Origin of the sequence: Pseudomonas sp. ICMP22404, assembly GCF_006227205.1 — a bacterium.
Classification (GTDB): Bacteria; Pseudomonadota; Gammaproteobacteria; order Pseudomonadales; family Pseudomonadaceae; genus Aquipseudomonas.
Genome location: NZ_VCNG01000003.1, coordinates 206,472 through 221,531 on the forward strand (window position 1 = coordinate 206,472; position 15,060 = coordinate 221,531).

At 60.9% G+C, this 15,060-nt stretch carries 15 protein-coding genes; 6 read left to right on the forward strand and 9 right to left on the reverse strand.

Annotated elements, in window-relative coordinates:
* Positions 1 to 29: 29 nt before the first annotated feature.
* Complete coding sequence (locus FGE05_RS06845; RefSeq protein WP_139642912.1) at positions 30 to 947, reverse strand: LysR family transcriptional regulator; 918 nt, start codon at positions 945 to 947, stop codon at positions 30 to 32.
* Positions 948 to 1,056: 109 nt separating this feature from the next.
* Here FGE05_RS06845 and FGE05_RS06850 point away from each other — a divergent pair, with 109 nt between their 5' ends.
* Together FGE05_RS06850 and FGE05_RS06855 are read left to right on the forward strand one after the other, a co-directional pair.
* On the forward strand, positions 1,057 to 1,809 hold the full coding sequence (locus FGE05_RS06850; RefSeq protein ID WP_139642914.1) for an SDR family NAD(P)-dependent oxidoreductase: 753 nt from the start codon (positions 1,057 to 1,059) through the stop codon (positions 1,807 to 1,809).
* A gap of 57 nt (positions 1,810 to 1,866) precedes the next feature.
* Positions 1,867 to 2,433: a VOC family protein gene (locus FGE05_RS06855; protein ID WP_139642917.1), complete on the forward strand. Its 567-nt coding sequence runs from the start codon at positions 1,867 to 1,869 to the stop codon at positions 2,431 to 2,433.
* Here the strand turns inward: FGE05_RS06855 and FGE05_RS06860 are convergent.
* The 3 genes from FGE05_RS06860 to FGE05_RS06870 all read right to left on the reverse strand — a co-directional run bounded on the left by FGE05_RS06860 (position 2,430) and on the right by FGE05_RS06870 (position 6,074).
* Positions 2,430 to 3,860: an aldehyde dehydrogenase family protein gene (locus tag FGE05_RS06860; protein ID WP_139642920.1), complete on the reverse strand. Its 1,431-nt coding sequence runs from the start codon at positions 3,858 to 3,860 to the stop codon at positions 2,430 to 2,432. The genes FGE05_RS06855 and FGE05_RS06860 overlap by 4 nt on opposite strands.
* Positions 3,861 to 3,947: 87 nt before the next feature.
* Positions 3,948 to 4,697 (reverse strand): creatininase family protein, encoded by a 750-nt coding sequence (locus FGE05_RS06865; protein WP_139642923.1) that lies wholly within the window; start codon positions 4,695 to 4,697, stop codon positions 3,948 to 3,950.
* A 51-nt stretch (positions 4,698 to 4,748) separates the two neighbouring features.
* On the reverse strand, positions 4,749 to 6,074 hold the full coding sequence (locus FGE05_RS06870) for an MFS transporter (protein WP_139642926.1): 1,326 nt from the start codon (positions 6,072 to 6,074) through the stop codon (positions 4,749 to 4,751).
* Between the two features lie 130 nt (positions 6,075 to 6,204).
* Here FGE05_RS06870 and FGE05_RS06875 point away from each other — a divergent pair, with 130 nt between their 5' ends.
* A complete protein-coding gene (locus FGE05_RS06875; protein WP_139642929.1) occupies positions 6,205 to 7,149 on the forward strand; it encodes a LysR family transcriptional regulator in 945 nt (314 codons plus the stop codon).
* Here the strand turns inward: FGE05_RS06875 and FGE05_RS06880 are convergent.
* From FGE05_RS06880 to FGE05_RS06890, 3 genes are all read right to left on the reverse strand, one after another.
* On the reverse strand, positions 7,138 to 7,932 hold the full coding sequence (locus FGE05_RS06880) for a creatininase (protein WP_139642932.1): 795 nt from the start codon (positions 7,930 to 7,932) through the stop codon (positions 7,138 to 7,140). The genes FGE05_RS06875 and FGE05_RS06880 overlap by 12 nt on opposite strands.
* Before the next feature lie 95 nt (positions 7,933 to 8,027).
* On the reverse strand, positions 8,028 to 8,579 hold the full coding sequence (locus tag FGE05_RS06885) for a VOC family protein (protein ID WP_139642935.1): 552 nt from the start codon (positions 8,577 to 8,579) through the stop codon (positions 8,028 to 8,030).
* 39 nt (positions 8,580 to 8,618) lie between these two features.
* On the reverse strand, positions 8,619 to 9,977 hold the full coding sequence (locus FGE05_RS06890; protein WP_257225607.1) for a cytosine permease: 1,359 nt from the start codon (positions 9,975 to 9,977) through the stop codon (positions 8,619 to 8,621).
* Positions 9,978 to 10,381: 404 nt separating this feature from the next.
* Between FGE05_RS06890 and FGE05_RS06895 the strand changes: the two genes are divergently transcribed.
* A complete protein-coding gene (locus FGE05_RS06895; RefSeq protein WP_139642940.1) occupies positions 10,382 to 11,050 on the forward strand; it encodes an FMN-dependent NADH-azoreductase in 669 nt (222 codons plus the stop codon).
* Positions 11,051 to 11,088: 38 nt separating this feature from the next.
* Entirely contained in the window at positions 11,089 to 12,444 is a 1,356-nt protein-coding gene (locus FGE05_RS06900; protein ID WP_139642943.1) for an amidase family protein, read from the forward strand.
* Here FGE05_RS06900 and FGE05_RS06905 read toward each other — a convergent pair.
* Both FGE05_RS06905 and FGE05_RS06910 read right to left on the reverse strand, forming a co-directional pair.
* A complete protein-coding gene (locus tag FGE05_RS06905; RefSeq protein ID WP_139642946.1) occupies positions 12,434 to 13,375 on the reverse strand; it encodes a LysR substrate-binding domain-containing protein in 942 nt (313 codons plus the stop codon). The two genes, FGE05_RS06900 and FGE05_RS06905, sit on opposite strands and share 11 nt — an antisense overlap.
* A gap of 85 nt (positions 13,376 to 13,460) precedes the next feature.
* Positions 13,461 to 14,075: a DUF1989 domain-containing protein gene (locus FGE05_RS06910; protein ID WP_139642949.1), complete on the reverse strand. Its 615-nt coding sequence runs from the start codon at positions 14,073 to 14,075 to the stop codon at positions 13,461 to 13,463.
* 112 nt (positions 14,076 to 14,187) lie between these two features.
* On the opposite strand from FGE05_RS06910, the gene FGE05_RS06915 reads away from it, so the two are divergent.
* On the forward strand, positions 14,188 to 15,057 hold the full coding sequence (locus FGE05_RS06915; RefSeq protein ID WP_139642951.1) for a LysR substrate-binding domain-containing protein: 870 nt from the start codon (positions 14,188 to 14,190) through the stop codon (positions 15,055 to 15,057).
* Positions 15,058 to 15,060 lie beyond the last annotated feature (3 nt).

Below are 15,060 nucleotides of genomic sequence, written 5' to 3' on the forward strand. Positions count from 1 at the left end.
TCATAATTGAAAGGCTAGTACCCATCGTCTCATAACGGCCATCGCCAGACGGGCTCACTTAAATGCTCGGCAAAAAAGTCCGACAATGCTTTGATTTTTACCGGCCGGGTACGGGCCGTGGGGGTGACGAAATACAGGCCGCCACGGGCCATGCTCCATTCCGGTAGCACCAAGACCAAGCGCCCATCCGCCAGGTATTCGCTGGCAATGAATTCCGGCAGTTCAGCGATGGCCAGTCCCTCAAGTAACACGGGTAATAACGCATCCGAGTTGGTCACTCTCAACGGGCCGCTGGGCACCACGTCTTCTTCGGTGCCGTCTTTATGGGTGAACCGCCACACTTGGCTACGGGCTCGGTAGGCATAACTCAGGCACGTGCGGGCCGCCAGTTCGCGGGGATGACCGGGGTGGCCATGGGTGTCCAGATAAGCCGGTGAGGCGACCAGATATTGGGTGACAGCGCAGAGATGCCGTGCAACCAGCGATGAGTCCGGCAATACGGCAATGCGTAATGCCGCATCAAAGCCCTCAGCGATCAGGTCTACCGAGGCGTCTGAAAGGTGCAGGTCAATCGACAGCTCGGGATACTGCCGGATCAACTGCGGCATCAGCGGTGCCACCCAACGCAGTCCGAACGACATGGGGATCGCCAGGCGTACCTGGCCGCGGGGCTGGATCGATAACTCCTGAGCCTCGCTTTCCACCTCCTCGGCCTGCCGATAAATCTCCCCAGCCTTGGCTGCCATGCTCGCGCCGAACTCTGTGAGTGCCAGTTGCCGCGAGGTACGGTTGAACAAGCGCCCACCCAGACGTTCCTCCAGCCGCGCGACTGCTCGGGATACCGTTGGCACCGACACGCTCATGACACGCGCCGCGCCAGCGAACGAGCCTTCTTCGGCCACCTTGGCGAACATCGCCAACCCTTCGAAATCTGGAAGCTTGCTCATTTCATTTCTGCAACGATAGGTTTCAGACAATTCTATTTTGAAAGTTCCGCCCCGTCGATAAGCTTCTCCCACACCGCAACTCACTCAATCGAAATACGGGAGAAACACCATGACTAACAAACTCGAAGGCAAAATTGCATTGGTTACCGGCGGCACTACTGGCATCGGCCTGGCCACCGCCAAACGCTTCGCTCAGGAAGGCGCCCACGTTTACATCACGGGCCGTCGCCAAGCCGAACTGGACGCCGCGGTCGCCGCGGTCGGCAACGCCACCGGCGTGCAGGTGGACTCCACCAAGCTCGACCAGCTGGACGCGTTGTACCGCCAGATTGGCGCGGCCCACGGCCGAATCGATGTGCTGTTCGCCAATGCCGGCGGCGGTTCCATGCTGCCACTGGGCGACATCACAGAACAGCAGTACGACGACACCTTCAATCGCAACGTAAAAGGCGTGCTGTTCACTGTGCAAAAGGCCCTACCGCTGCTGGCCCAAAAAGCCTCGGTGATTCTCACCGGCTCCACGGCGGGCAGCTCGGGCACTGCCGCCTTTAGTGTGTACGCCGCGTCCAAGGCCGCCGTGCGCTCATTTGCACGCAACTGGATTCTGGATTTGAAAGACCGCCAGGTGCGCATCAACACCATCAGCCCCGGCGCCACCCGCACTCCTGGTCTGGTTGAATTGGCCGGCCCGGATGCCGCTCAGCAGCAGGGCTTGCTGGACTACATGGCGTCGCTGATCCCCATGGGGCGTGTCGGTGAAGCTGACGAAATTGCCAGCGCTGCGTTGTTCCTGGCCTCGGATGACGCCAGCTTCGTCAACGGTATCGAGCTGTTTGTTGACGGCGGTCAGGCACAAATCTGACCACCCAGCGGGCGACTGCCACGGTCGCCCGCCAACCCATCTCAAGAGGAACAGGTTATGAACCCAGTGCAATGGGCACTGCTGGCCGCCAGCGTGACTCTGACTACCGCTACTCATGCGGCGACCACGCCCCCGCAGAGCCACCCCGCCACGAGCGCAGCCGCACCGCTTCAAGTTTCAGCCATCGACCATGTTGGCATCAATGTGCCGGATATCGACGCAGCCATCCGCTTTTTCTCCGCGCTGATGGGCGCACGGGTGGTTTCGGATATCAGCCCCGGCAAGATCCCGGATCAGTGGAAAAGCCAATTCCGCTGGCATGGCTCCAGCGAGCTGCAACGCTTTGTGATGTTGCAAATAGACGGCGGCGCGAAGCTGGAGTTGTTTCAATACCAAGGTTCTGAGGTCAATCAGGCCCAACCCCATGGCGACGACGCCGGGGCCAGCCATGTGGCCTTGCGTACCGCCGATATTGACAGCAGCCTGGCTACCCTCAAGCGCCTGAATGTGACCATTCTCAACGAACCCATCACCAACTCGGACGGTATTCGTTGGTTCTATTTTCAAGCGCCGTGGGGCACGCAGATTGAGCTGGTGTCGCTGCCCCATAGCGTCGGTGGCTAACCCCGCTGTAACTCCAACACAATACTCTTCGCCTCCAGAAACCCTTCCAACCCAAACACACCAAACTCCCGCCCGACCCCGGACTGCTTGACCCCACCGAACGGGGCCAGCAGCTCCGGTGTGATTCGGTTGATCAGCACCGAGCCCGCCTGCAGCCGGCTCGCCAGGCTTCGGGCGCGGTCCACTTGGCGAGAAAACACGTAGGCCTGCAGACCGTAGGGTGTGGCATTGGCGATGTCGATCGCCTGCTCTTGCGAGTCATACGCGATGATTGACAGCACCGGGCCGAAAATCTCCTCTTGTGCAATATCCATGTCATTGCTGACGTCGGCAAAGACGGTGGGCCTGACGAAATAGCCTTGGTCAAAACCAGCCGGCCTGCCCTCACCGCCAATGACCAGCGTTGCACCTTGCGCCTGTCCGCGGCGGATGTAGCCCTGCACGCGGTCGAACTGGGCCTGGTTGACCAGCGGTCCAATGACGGTGGACGGGTCCTGCGGATGGCCGACGACCATCGCCTCGACCAGGCTTTTCACCCGTTCAATGACTTCTTTGGCCTGCGTGCGCGGTACGAGCAAGCGCGTGCCAGCGACGCAGGCCTGGCCGTTGTTCATGAACGCCGCGTTCAAGGCAAGGGGAATGGCCGTGTCGAGGTCGGCGTCATCCAGGACGATAGAGGCCGACTTCCCGGTGAGCGACAGGTTTACGCGTTTCATGGTCTCGATACCGGCACGAGCGATCAGCTTTCCGGTGGCGGTGGACCCGGTGAATGAAATCTTGGCGACCTGTGGGTTGGTGCTGATTTCATCACCAACGTCACTGCCGCGTCCCAGCAAAATGTTGAAAACGCCTTTCGGCAAACCGGCGCCATGCAATGCGCGGGCAAGCACGTCGGTCTGCAAGGGACTCAACTCGCTCGGCTTGATGACCGACGCACAACCGGCGGCGATGGCCGATGCCAGTTTGCTGCAGATCGTTCCGGCGGTGCTGTTCCAGGGGGCGATCAGTGCCGATACGCCGACCGGCTCCATCACCACGCTGGCGTCGCCGATCGAACGAACCAGCTCGTAGTCCTTCAACACCTGCGCCGCGTTGGCAAATGATTGCGAAGCATAACGACTGACCCATTGGGCACGGGCGAGCGGCGCGCCGTATTCCTCGATGGCGGTATCGCGGATCTCGTTCGTGCTCGCCAGCACGGCGGCCTGCAAGCGTTCGAGCATCTCGATACGCTCAGCCTTGGAGGTGCGATTCATCGCGGCTTGCGCACGGGCCGCCGCAGCGATGGCGCGGCGGGCATCATCGCGATCAGCCAGGGTGACCGTTCCGATGACCGCCTCGGTCGCCGGGTTGATGCATTCCACCGTTTCATTTCCATGGACGGGAACGAAGGCTCCATCAATGTAACTGTGATCGATTTTCCACATCGCGGCGTACCTGATTGATTGCGGTTTTTACGAGATGAAGCGTCAACGCCCGGAATGCCCAGGCGTGCGCAATGGCAGCGCTGCGGTTCAACCCGGCATGGACTCGCGGCTGAAGGCTTGCACCTCTTGCACCAGGCCTTGTGCGGCCAGCATCACCAGTTGCCGGCCTTTCTCCGCAGAAGCTTGCGCCGGGTCTGACCCCATGCGGCCATCTGGATGACGGGCGCGGAAATCCGCCGCCTCCCGGATCGGGCCCCAGTTGGCGATCTGTGGCGAGTAATCCGCCGATTTAATGGCGTGGGGATAGGCCCATTGGGTCACGGCGATTTCCGACGGCGTCGCATGAATGCCGTGACCGGTGGGGAACTGCTCCCGCGCCAGCTCATTGACCCCTTCCAGGTCCCACCAATTGCACAGCTTCAAGGCGAAACCCGCCGGGCGCCGGGCAAAACTCGCCTCGGCGTAGAGCTCCGAGAACGCCGCTTCAATGGAGGCGATATTGCCGCCGTGGCCGTTGAGGAACAGTATCTTCTCAAACCCGTGGGCAGCCAACGAACGTACCCAGCCACCGATGGCGGCGATGAACGTCGAAGGCCTGAGCGAGATCGTTCCCGGGAACCCGAGGTGATGCTGCGCCATGCCGATGTTGAAGGTCGGGGCAATCAGAATGTCTGCGGCCTGCTGCGCCTGATGGGCGATGATTTCCGGGCACATCCAGTCCGTCCCCAACAAGCCGGTAGGCCCGTGCTGCTCGTTGGAGCCGATCGGGATGACCACGGTACGGCTGCGTTGGAGAAATGTTTCGATTTCGGCCCAGGTCGATAGATGTAAAAGCATCTGCGTTCTCTCTTTGGAAAGGTTCCTTGCGGAACACGATGGGTGTTAAGTTCAAAGCGCCTGTTCAATCTGCACGGGATTCAAGACCCGGTCGCGACGCGCCAGCGGTTTGCTCGCGATGATCACCAACGCGGCGCAGAGAAACACGCAACCGACCGCGACGATGCCAGGGTTCATGCTCGCCGTTGATGTCTTCGCCCAACCGATCACCGCTGGCCCCCAGAAACCGCCGCACAGGCCGATGGTGTTGATCAGGGCGATGCCTCCCGCTGCCGCTTCGCCCTTGATCAACTCGGAGGGCATCGCCCACAAGACCGTGTAGGCCATGAACATCATGGCGATCGCCAGCGTCAGCAGAACCATTGATAGCATCAGGTTCCCATCGGCAGAAGGATACAAAAGTATCAGTACCGCCCCGACGGCTGCCGGGACCGCACAGTGGTAGCGACGCTCGCCGAAACGGTCTGAGCGGCGCCCGATCCAGTACATGCCGGCGCCCGCTGCCACGTAGGGAATGGCCGCGCACCACCCTAACTGCATCATGTCGTGGACACCTTGGGCCTTGAGGATTGCCGGCAACCAGAAGCTCATGGCGTAGATCGAAAAGATGATGCAGAAGTAGGCGCTCGCCAGGATGTAGATCCTGCGATCGCGCAACACCGCCCGGAACGAATGCGCGCCGCCAGGGGCGGTCCCCAGCTCACGCTGCAGCATCTGCTTTTCCTCGCCGCTCAGCCAGCGAGCCTCGGCCGGGTGGTTGCACAGGTAGAAATAGGCAAACACACCGAGCAGGACGCAGGGCAAGCCCTCGATCAGGAACATCCATTGCCACCCGGCAAGCCCACCCACACCTTCGAATGTGGTGATCAGCCAGGCCGAAAGCGGCCCACCGATAATGCCGCCAGCGGGACCGGCGATGAATACGATCGCGATGGCCCGGGCCATGCGCTTGGGGCCGTACCAGCAGGACAGGTAATAGATCATCCCCGGGGCGAATCCAGCTTCGAAGACCCCCAGCAGAAAACGCATGGCATAGAACATCGGCACGTTGCGCACGAACAGCATGCAGGCCGAGGTGATGCCCCATAACACCAGGATGCGACTGAAGGTCTTTCGCGCTCCTACCCGGGGTAGCATCAGGTTGCTGGGCAGTTCGAACAGCACATAGCCCAGGAAGAACACCCCTGCCCCGACACCATAAGCGGCGTCGGACAGCCCGAGGTCGTTTTGCATCTGCAACTTGGCGAAGCCGACATTGATGCGGTCCAGGTAGGCGAAAACGTAGCAAACGAACAGGAGTGGCAACAGGCGCCAATTGAGCTTGCGGTACAACGTTGAAAGGGCTGCGCTGGGTACCGGATTCACGATGGTCGACATGGGCGTCTCCAATTTTCTTGTTGCTCTGACGTGTCGAGGATGTTGCGCCGACGGCCTCAATAGCAGCAAGAGCAACTATGTTCGTGTAACGTTGCTCTATGGGCAACGCAGATTCGAAAGGACAACAGCCATGCGCGAGATCAACCAGCAACGCTTGCGGTATTTTCATGAGGTGCTGACCCACGGATCGATCCGTGGCGCAGCGGACAGCATCAACACCTCTCCCTCGGTGATCACCCGTCAGATCAAGTTGCTGGAAGAGGAATTGGGCGCCAGGCTGTTCGAGCGCCAGGCCCGTGGGGTCCAGCCCACCGAGGCAGCCGCGCACCTGCTGGAGTTCTGGCGCGGCTATCGATCACATCAGGAGAAGCTCGAAGATCAGCTCCAGGCCATCAAGGGGCTGCAACAGGGACACGTGCGGGTGGTCATCAGCGAAGGCTACGTCGATACCCTGGTGGACCACGTGCTCGCACCGTTCTGCAAACAGTACCCCAGGCTCGACGTCAGGCTGGACATACTGCCCGTGGACGATGTCCTGAACGAAATCGCGGAAAATCGCGCGCACATAGGCCTGGCCTACAACCCGCCTCCCCACGCTCACATCGATTACCACGCAACGTCCCGGCAGCCCATCATGCTGCTGGTTCGCCCGGACCATCCGCTGGCCTTGAAAGGGACAATGGCCACCGTCGCCGACTTGCTCCACTGCCCACTGGTGCTGACGCCGCCAAGCTTCGGTATCGGCCACGCGCTGAAGATGCTCGAGTACGCCGAGAAAATCGAGATTCGTCCGGCGCTGGTCAGCAACTCCTTGGCCGCCCTCAAGCGCCTTGTCGCCAGCGGCGAGTTTGCCTCGCTATTGGGCGAAGTGGCGGCCTATCGGGAGATTGCACAAGGCAGCCTCACGGTGGTGGCCGTCGATCATCCTCTGTTCCAGGGGGTCGAGGCGAAACTGCTGGTGAAGTCCGGACGCCCGCTGGCGGCACCTGCCCAAGAGTTGCTGAACTGGATGTTGCAGCGGTTGCCAATGTTCGCGTCCGGCAACCCTGCACAAGAACCCGGTTCAGTCGTTTGAAACCTGCGACTCGGCCCCGGCGAGCCTGAACTCCGACCGCACCGCCTGGACGATACCGCTGATGACATCCGCCACCAGCAACTGCCCCTTCTCTGCGCTCGACCCCAGCGCGGATGACAGCACGCCGCTGGCCGGCACCCATTCGGTTCGGCTCGGGTACATGTCGTAGACCGGGAACTCGGCCGGGCCGTGATCGGGGATTTGGTCCAGGCACACCAGCTCCGGGTGGTAATGCAGCATCATCGACGTCTCGATGACTGCTGCGTGCTCCAGTGCGATGCCCGGAAAACCGTTCGGAAAGACCTTGTCGAGGGTCTGTGACTTCACGAACTCCCAGTGCTCCAGGCGCATGACCTCCAGCCCGGCCTCCGGGCCGATATCCCGCATCGCCAGCTCGATGCCTTCGGTCACGAACCATTGGTTTTCATAGTGACCGATCACCAGGACCAGGCGCTTCACGCCATGGCGATGAAACTCGCGCACGGCATCGCGGACCATGGCGATCAGCGTCGCGCCATCCACGCTGGTGGTGCCGCAGAAGTGCTGCCCGCCTCCACACTTGGGCTGGGATTTATAGCCGTAGGACAAGGCCGGGGCGACCACACCGTCGATCTCCCGTGCCACGTCTTCACTGATTGCACTGGCGAGCAAGGCGTCGGTACCCAAGGGCAGATGGGGCCCGTGCTGCTCCGTGGCGCCGATAGGCAGCAAGACCACTGCGCCTGATCGCACTCGGCGCTCATAGTCCACCCAACTGATGTTATCCATCCGGACAGGGTTCATGGTTCTACTCCTGTGTCGTTGCAAAGCGGCCAAGCCTGGACGCTAGGCTCTGTACCTAGTGGCGCCCAGGCGAAACCCGGTGATGCCGTGCGGGCTTATGCCCGAGGCGGATACCAGGACTCCGGCTCCGGATAATCCCAATCGGCAGGAAAGGCGTAGGTTTCGAAGACCGTGGTGGTGTCGGCCTCGGTGCCGAAGAACGCGAAATGATTCACACCCATCCAGGAGCCGGACTGCACGCATTTGAAACCGCGCCGCTGCAATTCAGCGATACGTTCCTCGAACGGAATGTTGTTGCAGTCATAGGCAACGTGCTGGATCCCTTCGCCGTGTTTTTCCAGGAAGTCGGCGAAAATCGTCGGCCCGGACACCGGCTCCATCAGCTCCCAGACCATGTTTCCGGATTGGGCGAAGCAGACTTTCAGCACAAAATCGGCCGGTTCACCGTGGTACGTCTGGTTCTGGGTGTTTTCCGGGCTGAAGGTGTACACCCGCCATGGACCGATCCCCAGCTTGAGCAAGCCGTCCATGGTGCGTTTGTGATCCCGGGTCACGATCGCGATCTCCACGACGTTGCCCAGGAACGCATCGATCTCGGCGCCGCCGCTCAGCGCAGCCAGCACATTGGTTTGTTCAAGATGAGACATTTGCAATAACCTCTTTAATGATGAATCGTTGCACAGCGCTTACTTGGCCATCACTGACGAGCGAATAACTTCAGTGGGGCGCGAACGGTGCAATACGTAATAAATACCGCCGCCCACGCCAAACCCGGCCAACCAGGACAAATCAATTCCACCCAATGCCATCGCAAGAGGGCCTTGCAGCGATTGAATGGTGCCTACCTGGAATAACCAGGCCGCCAACACCCCGACCGCCAGTGCAAATACCCCTCTCCAGTTCACATCGGTGCAGTTGCTTTCCGAGTGATGGCAGTAGAGCGACTTCAAATCGACCTGGCCCCGGCGAATCAGGAAAAAATCGACCAGGGTGATACCCGCCCACGGACTGATCCACACCACGAAAAACACCATCAGGTTTTCAAAGGCGTGGACAAACTCGCCGGATTGCAGGAACAGATAGAGGATGAACAGCGCCACCAGGCCCGAGACCGTTGAAACCACCCAACGTGGGACGCGCAGGTCCAAGGACAAGGTGGCCAGCGCTGCCGAGTAGATGACCACGATGTTGGTCGCCACCGGGCCATGGAGCAGCACCAGCAGGACCGGCAACGCCATGGTGCCGAAGACCGCAATGATCAGTTGCGCAGGGTCCGAGCCGGCCCCCGCGGAGGCAATCGCCGCGCCCAGGAACGCCAGCCATACGGTGGGCAGGAACATGCCGAGGAACGTCGAGCGGAACACCTGCCCATCGGACAGTTTGCTCTGGGTGAAGCGGGTGTAGTCCGAAGCGTATACCAGCCACGAAATGCCCCAACCGATCCCGATCGCCGTCATGAGACTGCTCATGGCCGATAGCTTGCCGATGCCCTCGACGGTCGAACGCTGCCACTGGATATCCACGTGTGTGAAGGCCAGGCCGGTCATCACCACCATGATCAGCAGGATCACCGGCATGGTGTAGCGCTCGAAGCACTTGATGGCGTTGAACCCCCAGGCAGCGATCCCGACCTGCACGATCATGACGACCAGGGCAATGCCGTACTTGAGCTCCATGCCACCACTGATGCCGATTCTTTCCAGGGCGGCCACCGCAAGGTCCAGCACGATCCATGTGTTGGTCGCCACCCAGCCCATCGGCATCAGCACTTGCATGAGGGTCGGGAGGTAGGCACCACGGCGGCCAAACGCCAGCCGGGACAGCACCATCTGCGGCACTCCCGTGCGGTGTCCCATGATGCAGATGCCGCCGAACAAGGCGGCGCCCAACAGGTTGCCGACCACAATGACCAGCAGGGTTTCGATCAGGCTCAGGCCCAGCTGGATACCGATGGCACCCAATACCCAGTTGATCGGCGCCACGTTCGCCCCTGCCCAGATCCAGAACTGGTCCAGGGGTGTAGAAGTACGATGGCTATCGGGCACGGGCTCGACACCGAGTGCATCATAGTTAGCCTCGTTGATTAAGCTGTTTTCAGATTCGCGACGCGTTGACATTATTATTTTCCTCGCTGACCGGCGACCACCTGTATCGCCCGGATTCATTAAAGCGAGGTCTGCAAGTTTAAGTAATTGACGATAACTAAAGCGTCCTTTAGAAAATTTGCCGCCTTGAGTTTTCCTCAAGCGCGCAAGACTTCCAGACATGAAACTAGCATTTCAGGGCTGAAAATAACGTCTTTTCAAAACAGTCCGAGCAAGAACAATCACTTGTTGAGTTTTATTTGATGTCGTTCAAATAAATATCAATAGTCGAACAACTGAACCCCATGGCCAACTTGTCTCCGTCACTGAGGTAGTTCCACCTTGGTATTAACAGGAAACATGACATGACCACCCTTCTTCACATTGACGCCAGCGCACGATCCGACCGCTCACTGAGCCGTAAACTGTCCCAGGCCTTTGTCGAGGCGTGGCGTGAGCGCGATGCCAACACTCAGGTCATCACCCGTGACGTCGGCCGCAACCCACCGCCCTTCGTGACCGAAGCCTGGATTGCCGCAGTCTTTACCCCCGCAGAGCAGATGACGCCGCAAAAACGTGAGGAAATCCGCCTCTCGGACGAACTGATCGATGAGCTCGACCGCGCCGACGTCATCGTCATCGGCTCCCCGATGTACAACTACGGCATGCCCGCCGCGCTCAAGTCCTGGTTTGACAAGGTGATCCGAATCGGCAAAACCTTCACCTTCGACCTGGAGCGTGGCGACTACCCACTGGAACCGATCATGAGCGGCAAGAAACTGGTCATCCTGTCGTCCCGAGGCGAATTCGGGTTTGGCCCGGGTGGCGTTCGCGAGAACATGAACCACCTGGACACGCACATCCAGACGTGCGCGCACTACCTGGGCGTGAATGAAACCCATGTGATTTCCATCGACTACCAGGAGTTTGCCGACGCTCGCCATGAAGCCTCCATCGCCAATGCCTTCGACGCCGTTCCGGTGCTGGTCCGGCAGATGATCGAGCAGAGACAACACCAGGTGTCGCTGGCTTGAGCGTCCAGCACCGTCGCCTATTCGACAAGGGAGAACACATGATCACCATGTTGCAAACCGCCGAGCGATTGAGGCAAGGCCTGACGACACCCGAAGAGTTGGTCGCCTGCGCATTGGCCGCGGCGAAAGAAGCGCAGCCGGTGTTCATCTCCCTGCTGGAGCAACGCGCCCTCGACGCCGCCCGCGCGTCGACCCGGCGCTGGCAACAAGGCACCCCGTTGAGCGCCTTCGACGGCATTCCCTACGCGGTCAAAGACCTGCTGGACGTTGCCGGCAGCCGGACGACGGCCGGCTCCATCACGCGGGTCGACGCTGAAATCGCCGTCGAGGATGCGGCAGTCATCGCCGCCCTCACCGCGCAGGGCATGATCCCGCTGGGGAAAACCAACCTCGCGGAGTTCGCTTATTCCGGCCTGGGCCTGAACCCGCATTTCGGGACACCGACCTCAGCTGTCGTGGTCGATGAAACCCGCGTGCCCGGCGGCTCCTCCTCCGGTTCGGCCATCGCGGTTCAACGGGGCATCGTCACCAGCGCCATTGGCACGGACACCGCCGGCTCGATCCGCGTCCCGGCGGCGTTCAATGGCGTGGTCGGCTACAAGGCCTCGACAGGCCGATACAGCCAGCAAGGCGTTCACCCCCTCGCTGTCACGCTCGACAGCCTGGGCGCCTTCGCCCACAGCGTGGCTGACTGCGCCGCGCTGGACAGGGCGATGCGCGGGATCAACGACGGGGGTTACCAGGCTGCGAGGCTTTCGGACCTGCGCATTGTGGTCGACGAAGGTGTGTTGTCCGACCCGGCACTGCAACCAGCGGTACGGCAGAACCTTGTCGCCACGATGGAACGGCTGCGCGCCGCCGGGACCCAGGTTGAGTATCGAGCGGTAGCCGCCGTTGCCCGAACCCGTGAACTGATTGCCCGCTCGGGCTGGTTGGGCGCGATAGAAGCCTGGCGCCTGCTGGGCCCGATCGTGGAAAGCCCGCAGGGTGTCCGGATGGACAGACGCGTGCGCGCGCGCCTGCGTGCGGCCAAGGACATCGACTCGGCCACCGAGGCCAGGATCCGACAGTCACGTGAAGCACTGATGGCGGCCATCGAGCATGAGCTCGACGGTGCCTTCCTGGTCATGCCGACGGTCAAGCATGTCGCCCCGCCCATGGCGCCCCTGGAGCAAGACGACGCGCTGTTCGCGGCGGTCAATCTGGAGACCTTGTCACTCACCATGATCGGCAGCCTGCTGGACATGCCGGGGGTCGCCCTCCCATCCGGCCAGGACAGCCTCGGGCTTGCCACCTCAGTGTTGTTCTCGACGACCCGGGATCGCGATGACCCACTGCTCAGCGCATGCCTGGCCATAGAGTCGGCCATGCTCGCGGATGGCCTCAGGTGGTGAGCAACCGTTGATGTCCCGCCAGGTCATTGAGGGCATTGCCCCTGAATGACCTGGCCTCGTCCAGGAGCCATTCCCTGAACAGCACCAGGCTGCGCCGCGGGTTGCCATGGCTGTTCTCGACCAAGTGATAGGTGAACCCCGCCAACACCGGTCCTTCAAGCCGCCGGATCCGCCCGGAACGCAGCTCATCATCAATCAGCACATCGCTGCACAACAAGGGCCCCAGGCCCTGCTCCAACGCATGCAGCGCCAGGGTTTCCTCGCTGTACCAGGAAATACGCAGATCTGCGGCAGCATCGCGCTTGACCCCGGCCAGCCAGGCTGACCACGAGGGGGCTTCGAGTGCCTGGTTCTTCCATTTGAACGCCAGCAGCGGTCGATTAGGGAAATCGTTGATCGTTGCGTTGTGTTCCAGTGGGCAAATGCGCTTGTCCGCGACCGCGATGAACCTGTCTTCGAATAACACCGGCCCGCGCACATCGGCATCGACCGGTCCATATCGGATCGCCAGGTCGACGGTTTCAGCACGCAGATCCACGACTTTTTCCGAGGCGTGGATGGACACCACGATGTTCGGATAAATCTCGTTGAACTTCGCCAGACGCGGCATGAGCCAACGTTCGGCGAAGGCCCGTGTGGTGGACACGTGGATGGCATCGCCCTCCTTTGCCCCGCCCAACAAGGCAAACGCCTGGGCAATCTGGTCGAAACCCTCGCGCAGCAACGGATAGATCGCCTTCCCGGCAGGCGTGAGGGTCACCATCCGGCCTCTTTCCAGGAGCTTCTGCCCCAAGCCTTCTTCCAGCTGGCGCACTTGATGGCTGACCGCGGCGACCGTCACCGAGAGCTCGTTCGCCGCGGCAGAAAAACTCTGGTGCCGTGCGACCGCCTCAAACGCGCGCACGGAATTCAGAGGGGGGATTTTGCGCATGGTTTTCTCCGGACACCCGACGGGTGCTTGCGACGTATTCAGTGTCCTGCCGGCGAGCAACAGGGGCCAGCAGGTTGGCGATCCGTCAGAGGATGCGGTAATGGACGTCCTGGGGCCGCATGCCGTTTACCGCCGTCACGTCCTGGGGGCAGGCGGACAGCACCACAATAGCGTCCATTTCCGCTTTGAGGCAGACATATTGTCCTGGCTTGCTGACAGGCTCGGCAAACTCGATGCGTCCATCTTCGTGCACCGGGACGTTCATGAAGAGGTTCAAGGGGCTCGGCGTATCAGGCGCCAACAGACCGATGGCCTCCAGGGCCAGGAAGAGGTTTTCGTTGCAGCTGGCGTGGTGGCCGACGACGCCCAGTTGAACATAGCGGGTCGGGTCACAGGCGGCGACCAGGGTGTCGTGGATGCCCGGCGTCGTGTCCTCGACCAGCGTCAGGATCCTGCGGCGCTTGTTGGTCAGCAAGCTGTCGCCTTCCCGTGGGTTGAGTTTCAACCAGAAGGGACGACTGTGCTCCATCGACATGGCTTCCTGCAGGTCGCTCGGGTTGAAGGCCCAGGTGTCCACCACCTGTTTGCCATGGGTGTTGATCACCTGGAGGGTCTGCCCCTGCCTCAACCGGAGCGCTACACCCTGCCGCGCTGGCAAGAGAAGCCGCTCACCGGGGGTCATCGAAGTCATCGTGTTCATGTCGCGGTTTTCCTCTGCACTGATGGGCCTGCAATCAAGGAAAACACAGAAGAAAACCTCAAACCAATAATATAAAGTGGCTTCAGTATAAGTTGAATCTATAGGTCAACCCATGCGAATCCGCCAGCTCGAGTGCTTCAGAACCTTGATGATTCACGGCACGATGACCCGCGCTGCGGAGCTCTTGAATATTTCCCAGCCGGCGATCAGCAGCACCATCGCCAACCTGGAACATGAAACCGGCCTCAAACTGTTCGTGCGCAAGGGCGGTCGCCTGCAACCCACCCCTGAAGCCCGGCTGTTCTTCATCGAGGCGGAACGGGCGCTGGAGGCCGTGGAGAAAACCCAGCGTATCGCCAGGGAAATCCGCACGGGCAAGCGCGGTCATCTGGCGATCGCCGCCTACGCCAGCATCTCGATCAGTTTGCTGCCACGCCTGATGGCCGAATTCGCCAGGGAGCGCCCGGGCCTGGAGCTCAAGGTCATCACCCGCAACTCCCAGTCCGTTCGTGAGTTGATCACGACGCAGCAATTCGACCTGGCCATTGCCGAGCTGCCGCTCGACTATCCGACGTCCCGCATGGAGGTGATTGCCTATGAATGCCAGTGCATGATGCCTGCCGATCACCCGCTGGCAGCATTGGACATGATTACCCCGGCGGACCTGGATGGCGTGCCGTTCGTTTCGCTGTTCAAGGGCGACCCCCTCTACCAGCAACTGGCAATGGCGTTTTCGGCGTACGGGTCATCCTGGAACGTGGTGGCCGAGACAGAGTTCTTTGCGACAGCATGCGAACTGGTCCGCTCCGGAATGGGCGTCGGTATGGTCGATCCGGTGGTCAGCCGTCCCTTCGCCCGCGACCTGGTCCTGAAACCCTTCAAGCCCGCCATCAAGTACGAGATTGCCTTGCTGCTGCCTACCCAGGAAGAACCTTCGCAACTGGCCCTTGAGTTTATACGCTTCCTGAAGCAGCACCTGTGACGT

Excerpts from the sequence above, each read along its gene's own strand:
- FGE05_RS06895 (WP_139642940.1), top strand. The coding sequence starts at position 10,382 with ATGACCACCCTTCTTCACATTGACGCCAGCGCACGATCCGACCGCTCA.
- FGE05_RS06880 (WP_139642932.1), bottom strand. The coding sequence starts at position 7,932 with ATGAACCCTGTCCGGATGGATAACATCAGTTGGGTGGACTATGAGCGC.
- FGE05_RS06875 (WP_139642929.1), top strand. The coding sequence starts at position 6,205 with ATGCGCGAGATCAACCAGCAACGCTTGCGGTATTTTCATGAGGTGCTG.
- FGE05_RS06905 (WP_139642946.1), bottom strand. The coding sequence starts at position 13,375 with ATGCGCAAAATCCCCCCTCTGAATTCCGTGCGCGCGTTTGAGGCGGTC.
- FGE05_RS06865 (WP_139642923.1), bottom strand. The coding sequence starts at position 4,697 with ATGCTTTTACATCTATCGACCTGGGCCGAAATCGAAACATTTCTCCAA.
- FGE05_RS06845 (WP_139642912.1), bottom strand. The coding sequence starts at position 947 with ATGAGCAAGCTTCCAGATTTCGAAGGGTTGGCGATGTTCGCCAAGGTG.
- FGE05_RS06900 (WP_139642943.1), top strand. The coding sequence starts at position 11,089 with ATGATCACCATGTTGCAAACCGCCGAGCGATTGAGGCAAGGCCTGACG.
- FGE05_RS06860 (WP_139642920.1), bottom strand. The coding sequence starts at position 3,860 with ATGTGGAAAATCGATCACAGTTACATTGATGGAGCCTTCGTTCCCGTC.
- FGE05_RS06850 (WP_139642914.1), top strand. The coding sequence starts at position 1,057 with ATGACTAACAAACTCGAAGGCAAAATTGCATTGGTTACCGGCGGCACT.
- FGE05_RS06855 (WP_139642917.1), top strand. The coding sequence starts at position 1,867 with ATGAACCCAGTGCAATGGGCACTGCTGGCCGCCAGCGTGACTCTGACT.
- FGE05_RS06910 (WP_139642949.1), bottom strand. The coding sequence starts at position 14,075 with ATGAACACGATGACTTCGATGACCCCCGGTGAGCGGCTTCTCTTGCCA.
- FGE05_RS06870 (WP_139642926.1), bottom strand. The coding sequence starts at position 6,074 with ATGTCGACCATCGTGAATCCGGTACCCAGCGCAGCCCTTTCAACGTTG.
- FGE05_RS06885 (WP_139642935.1), bottom strand. The coding sequence starts at position 8,579 with ATGTCTCATCTTGAACAAACCAATGTGCTGGCTGCGCTGAGCGGCGGC.
- FGE05_RS06915 (WP_139642951.1), top strand. The coding sequence starts at position 14,188 with ATGCGAATCCGCCAGCTCGAGTGCTTCAGAACCTTGATGATTCACGGC.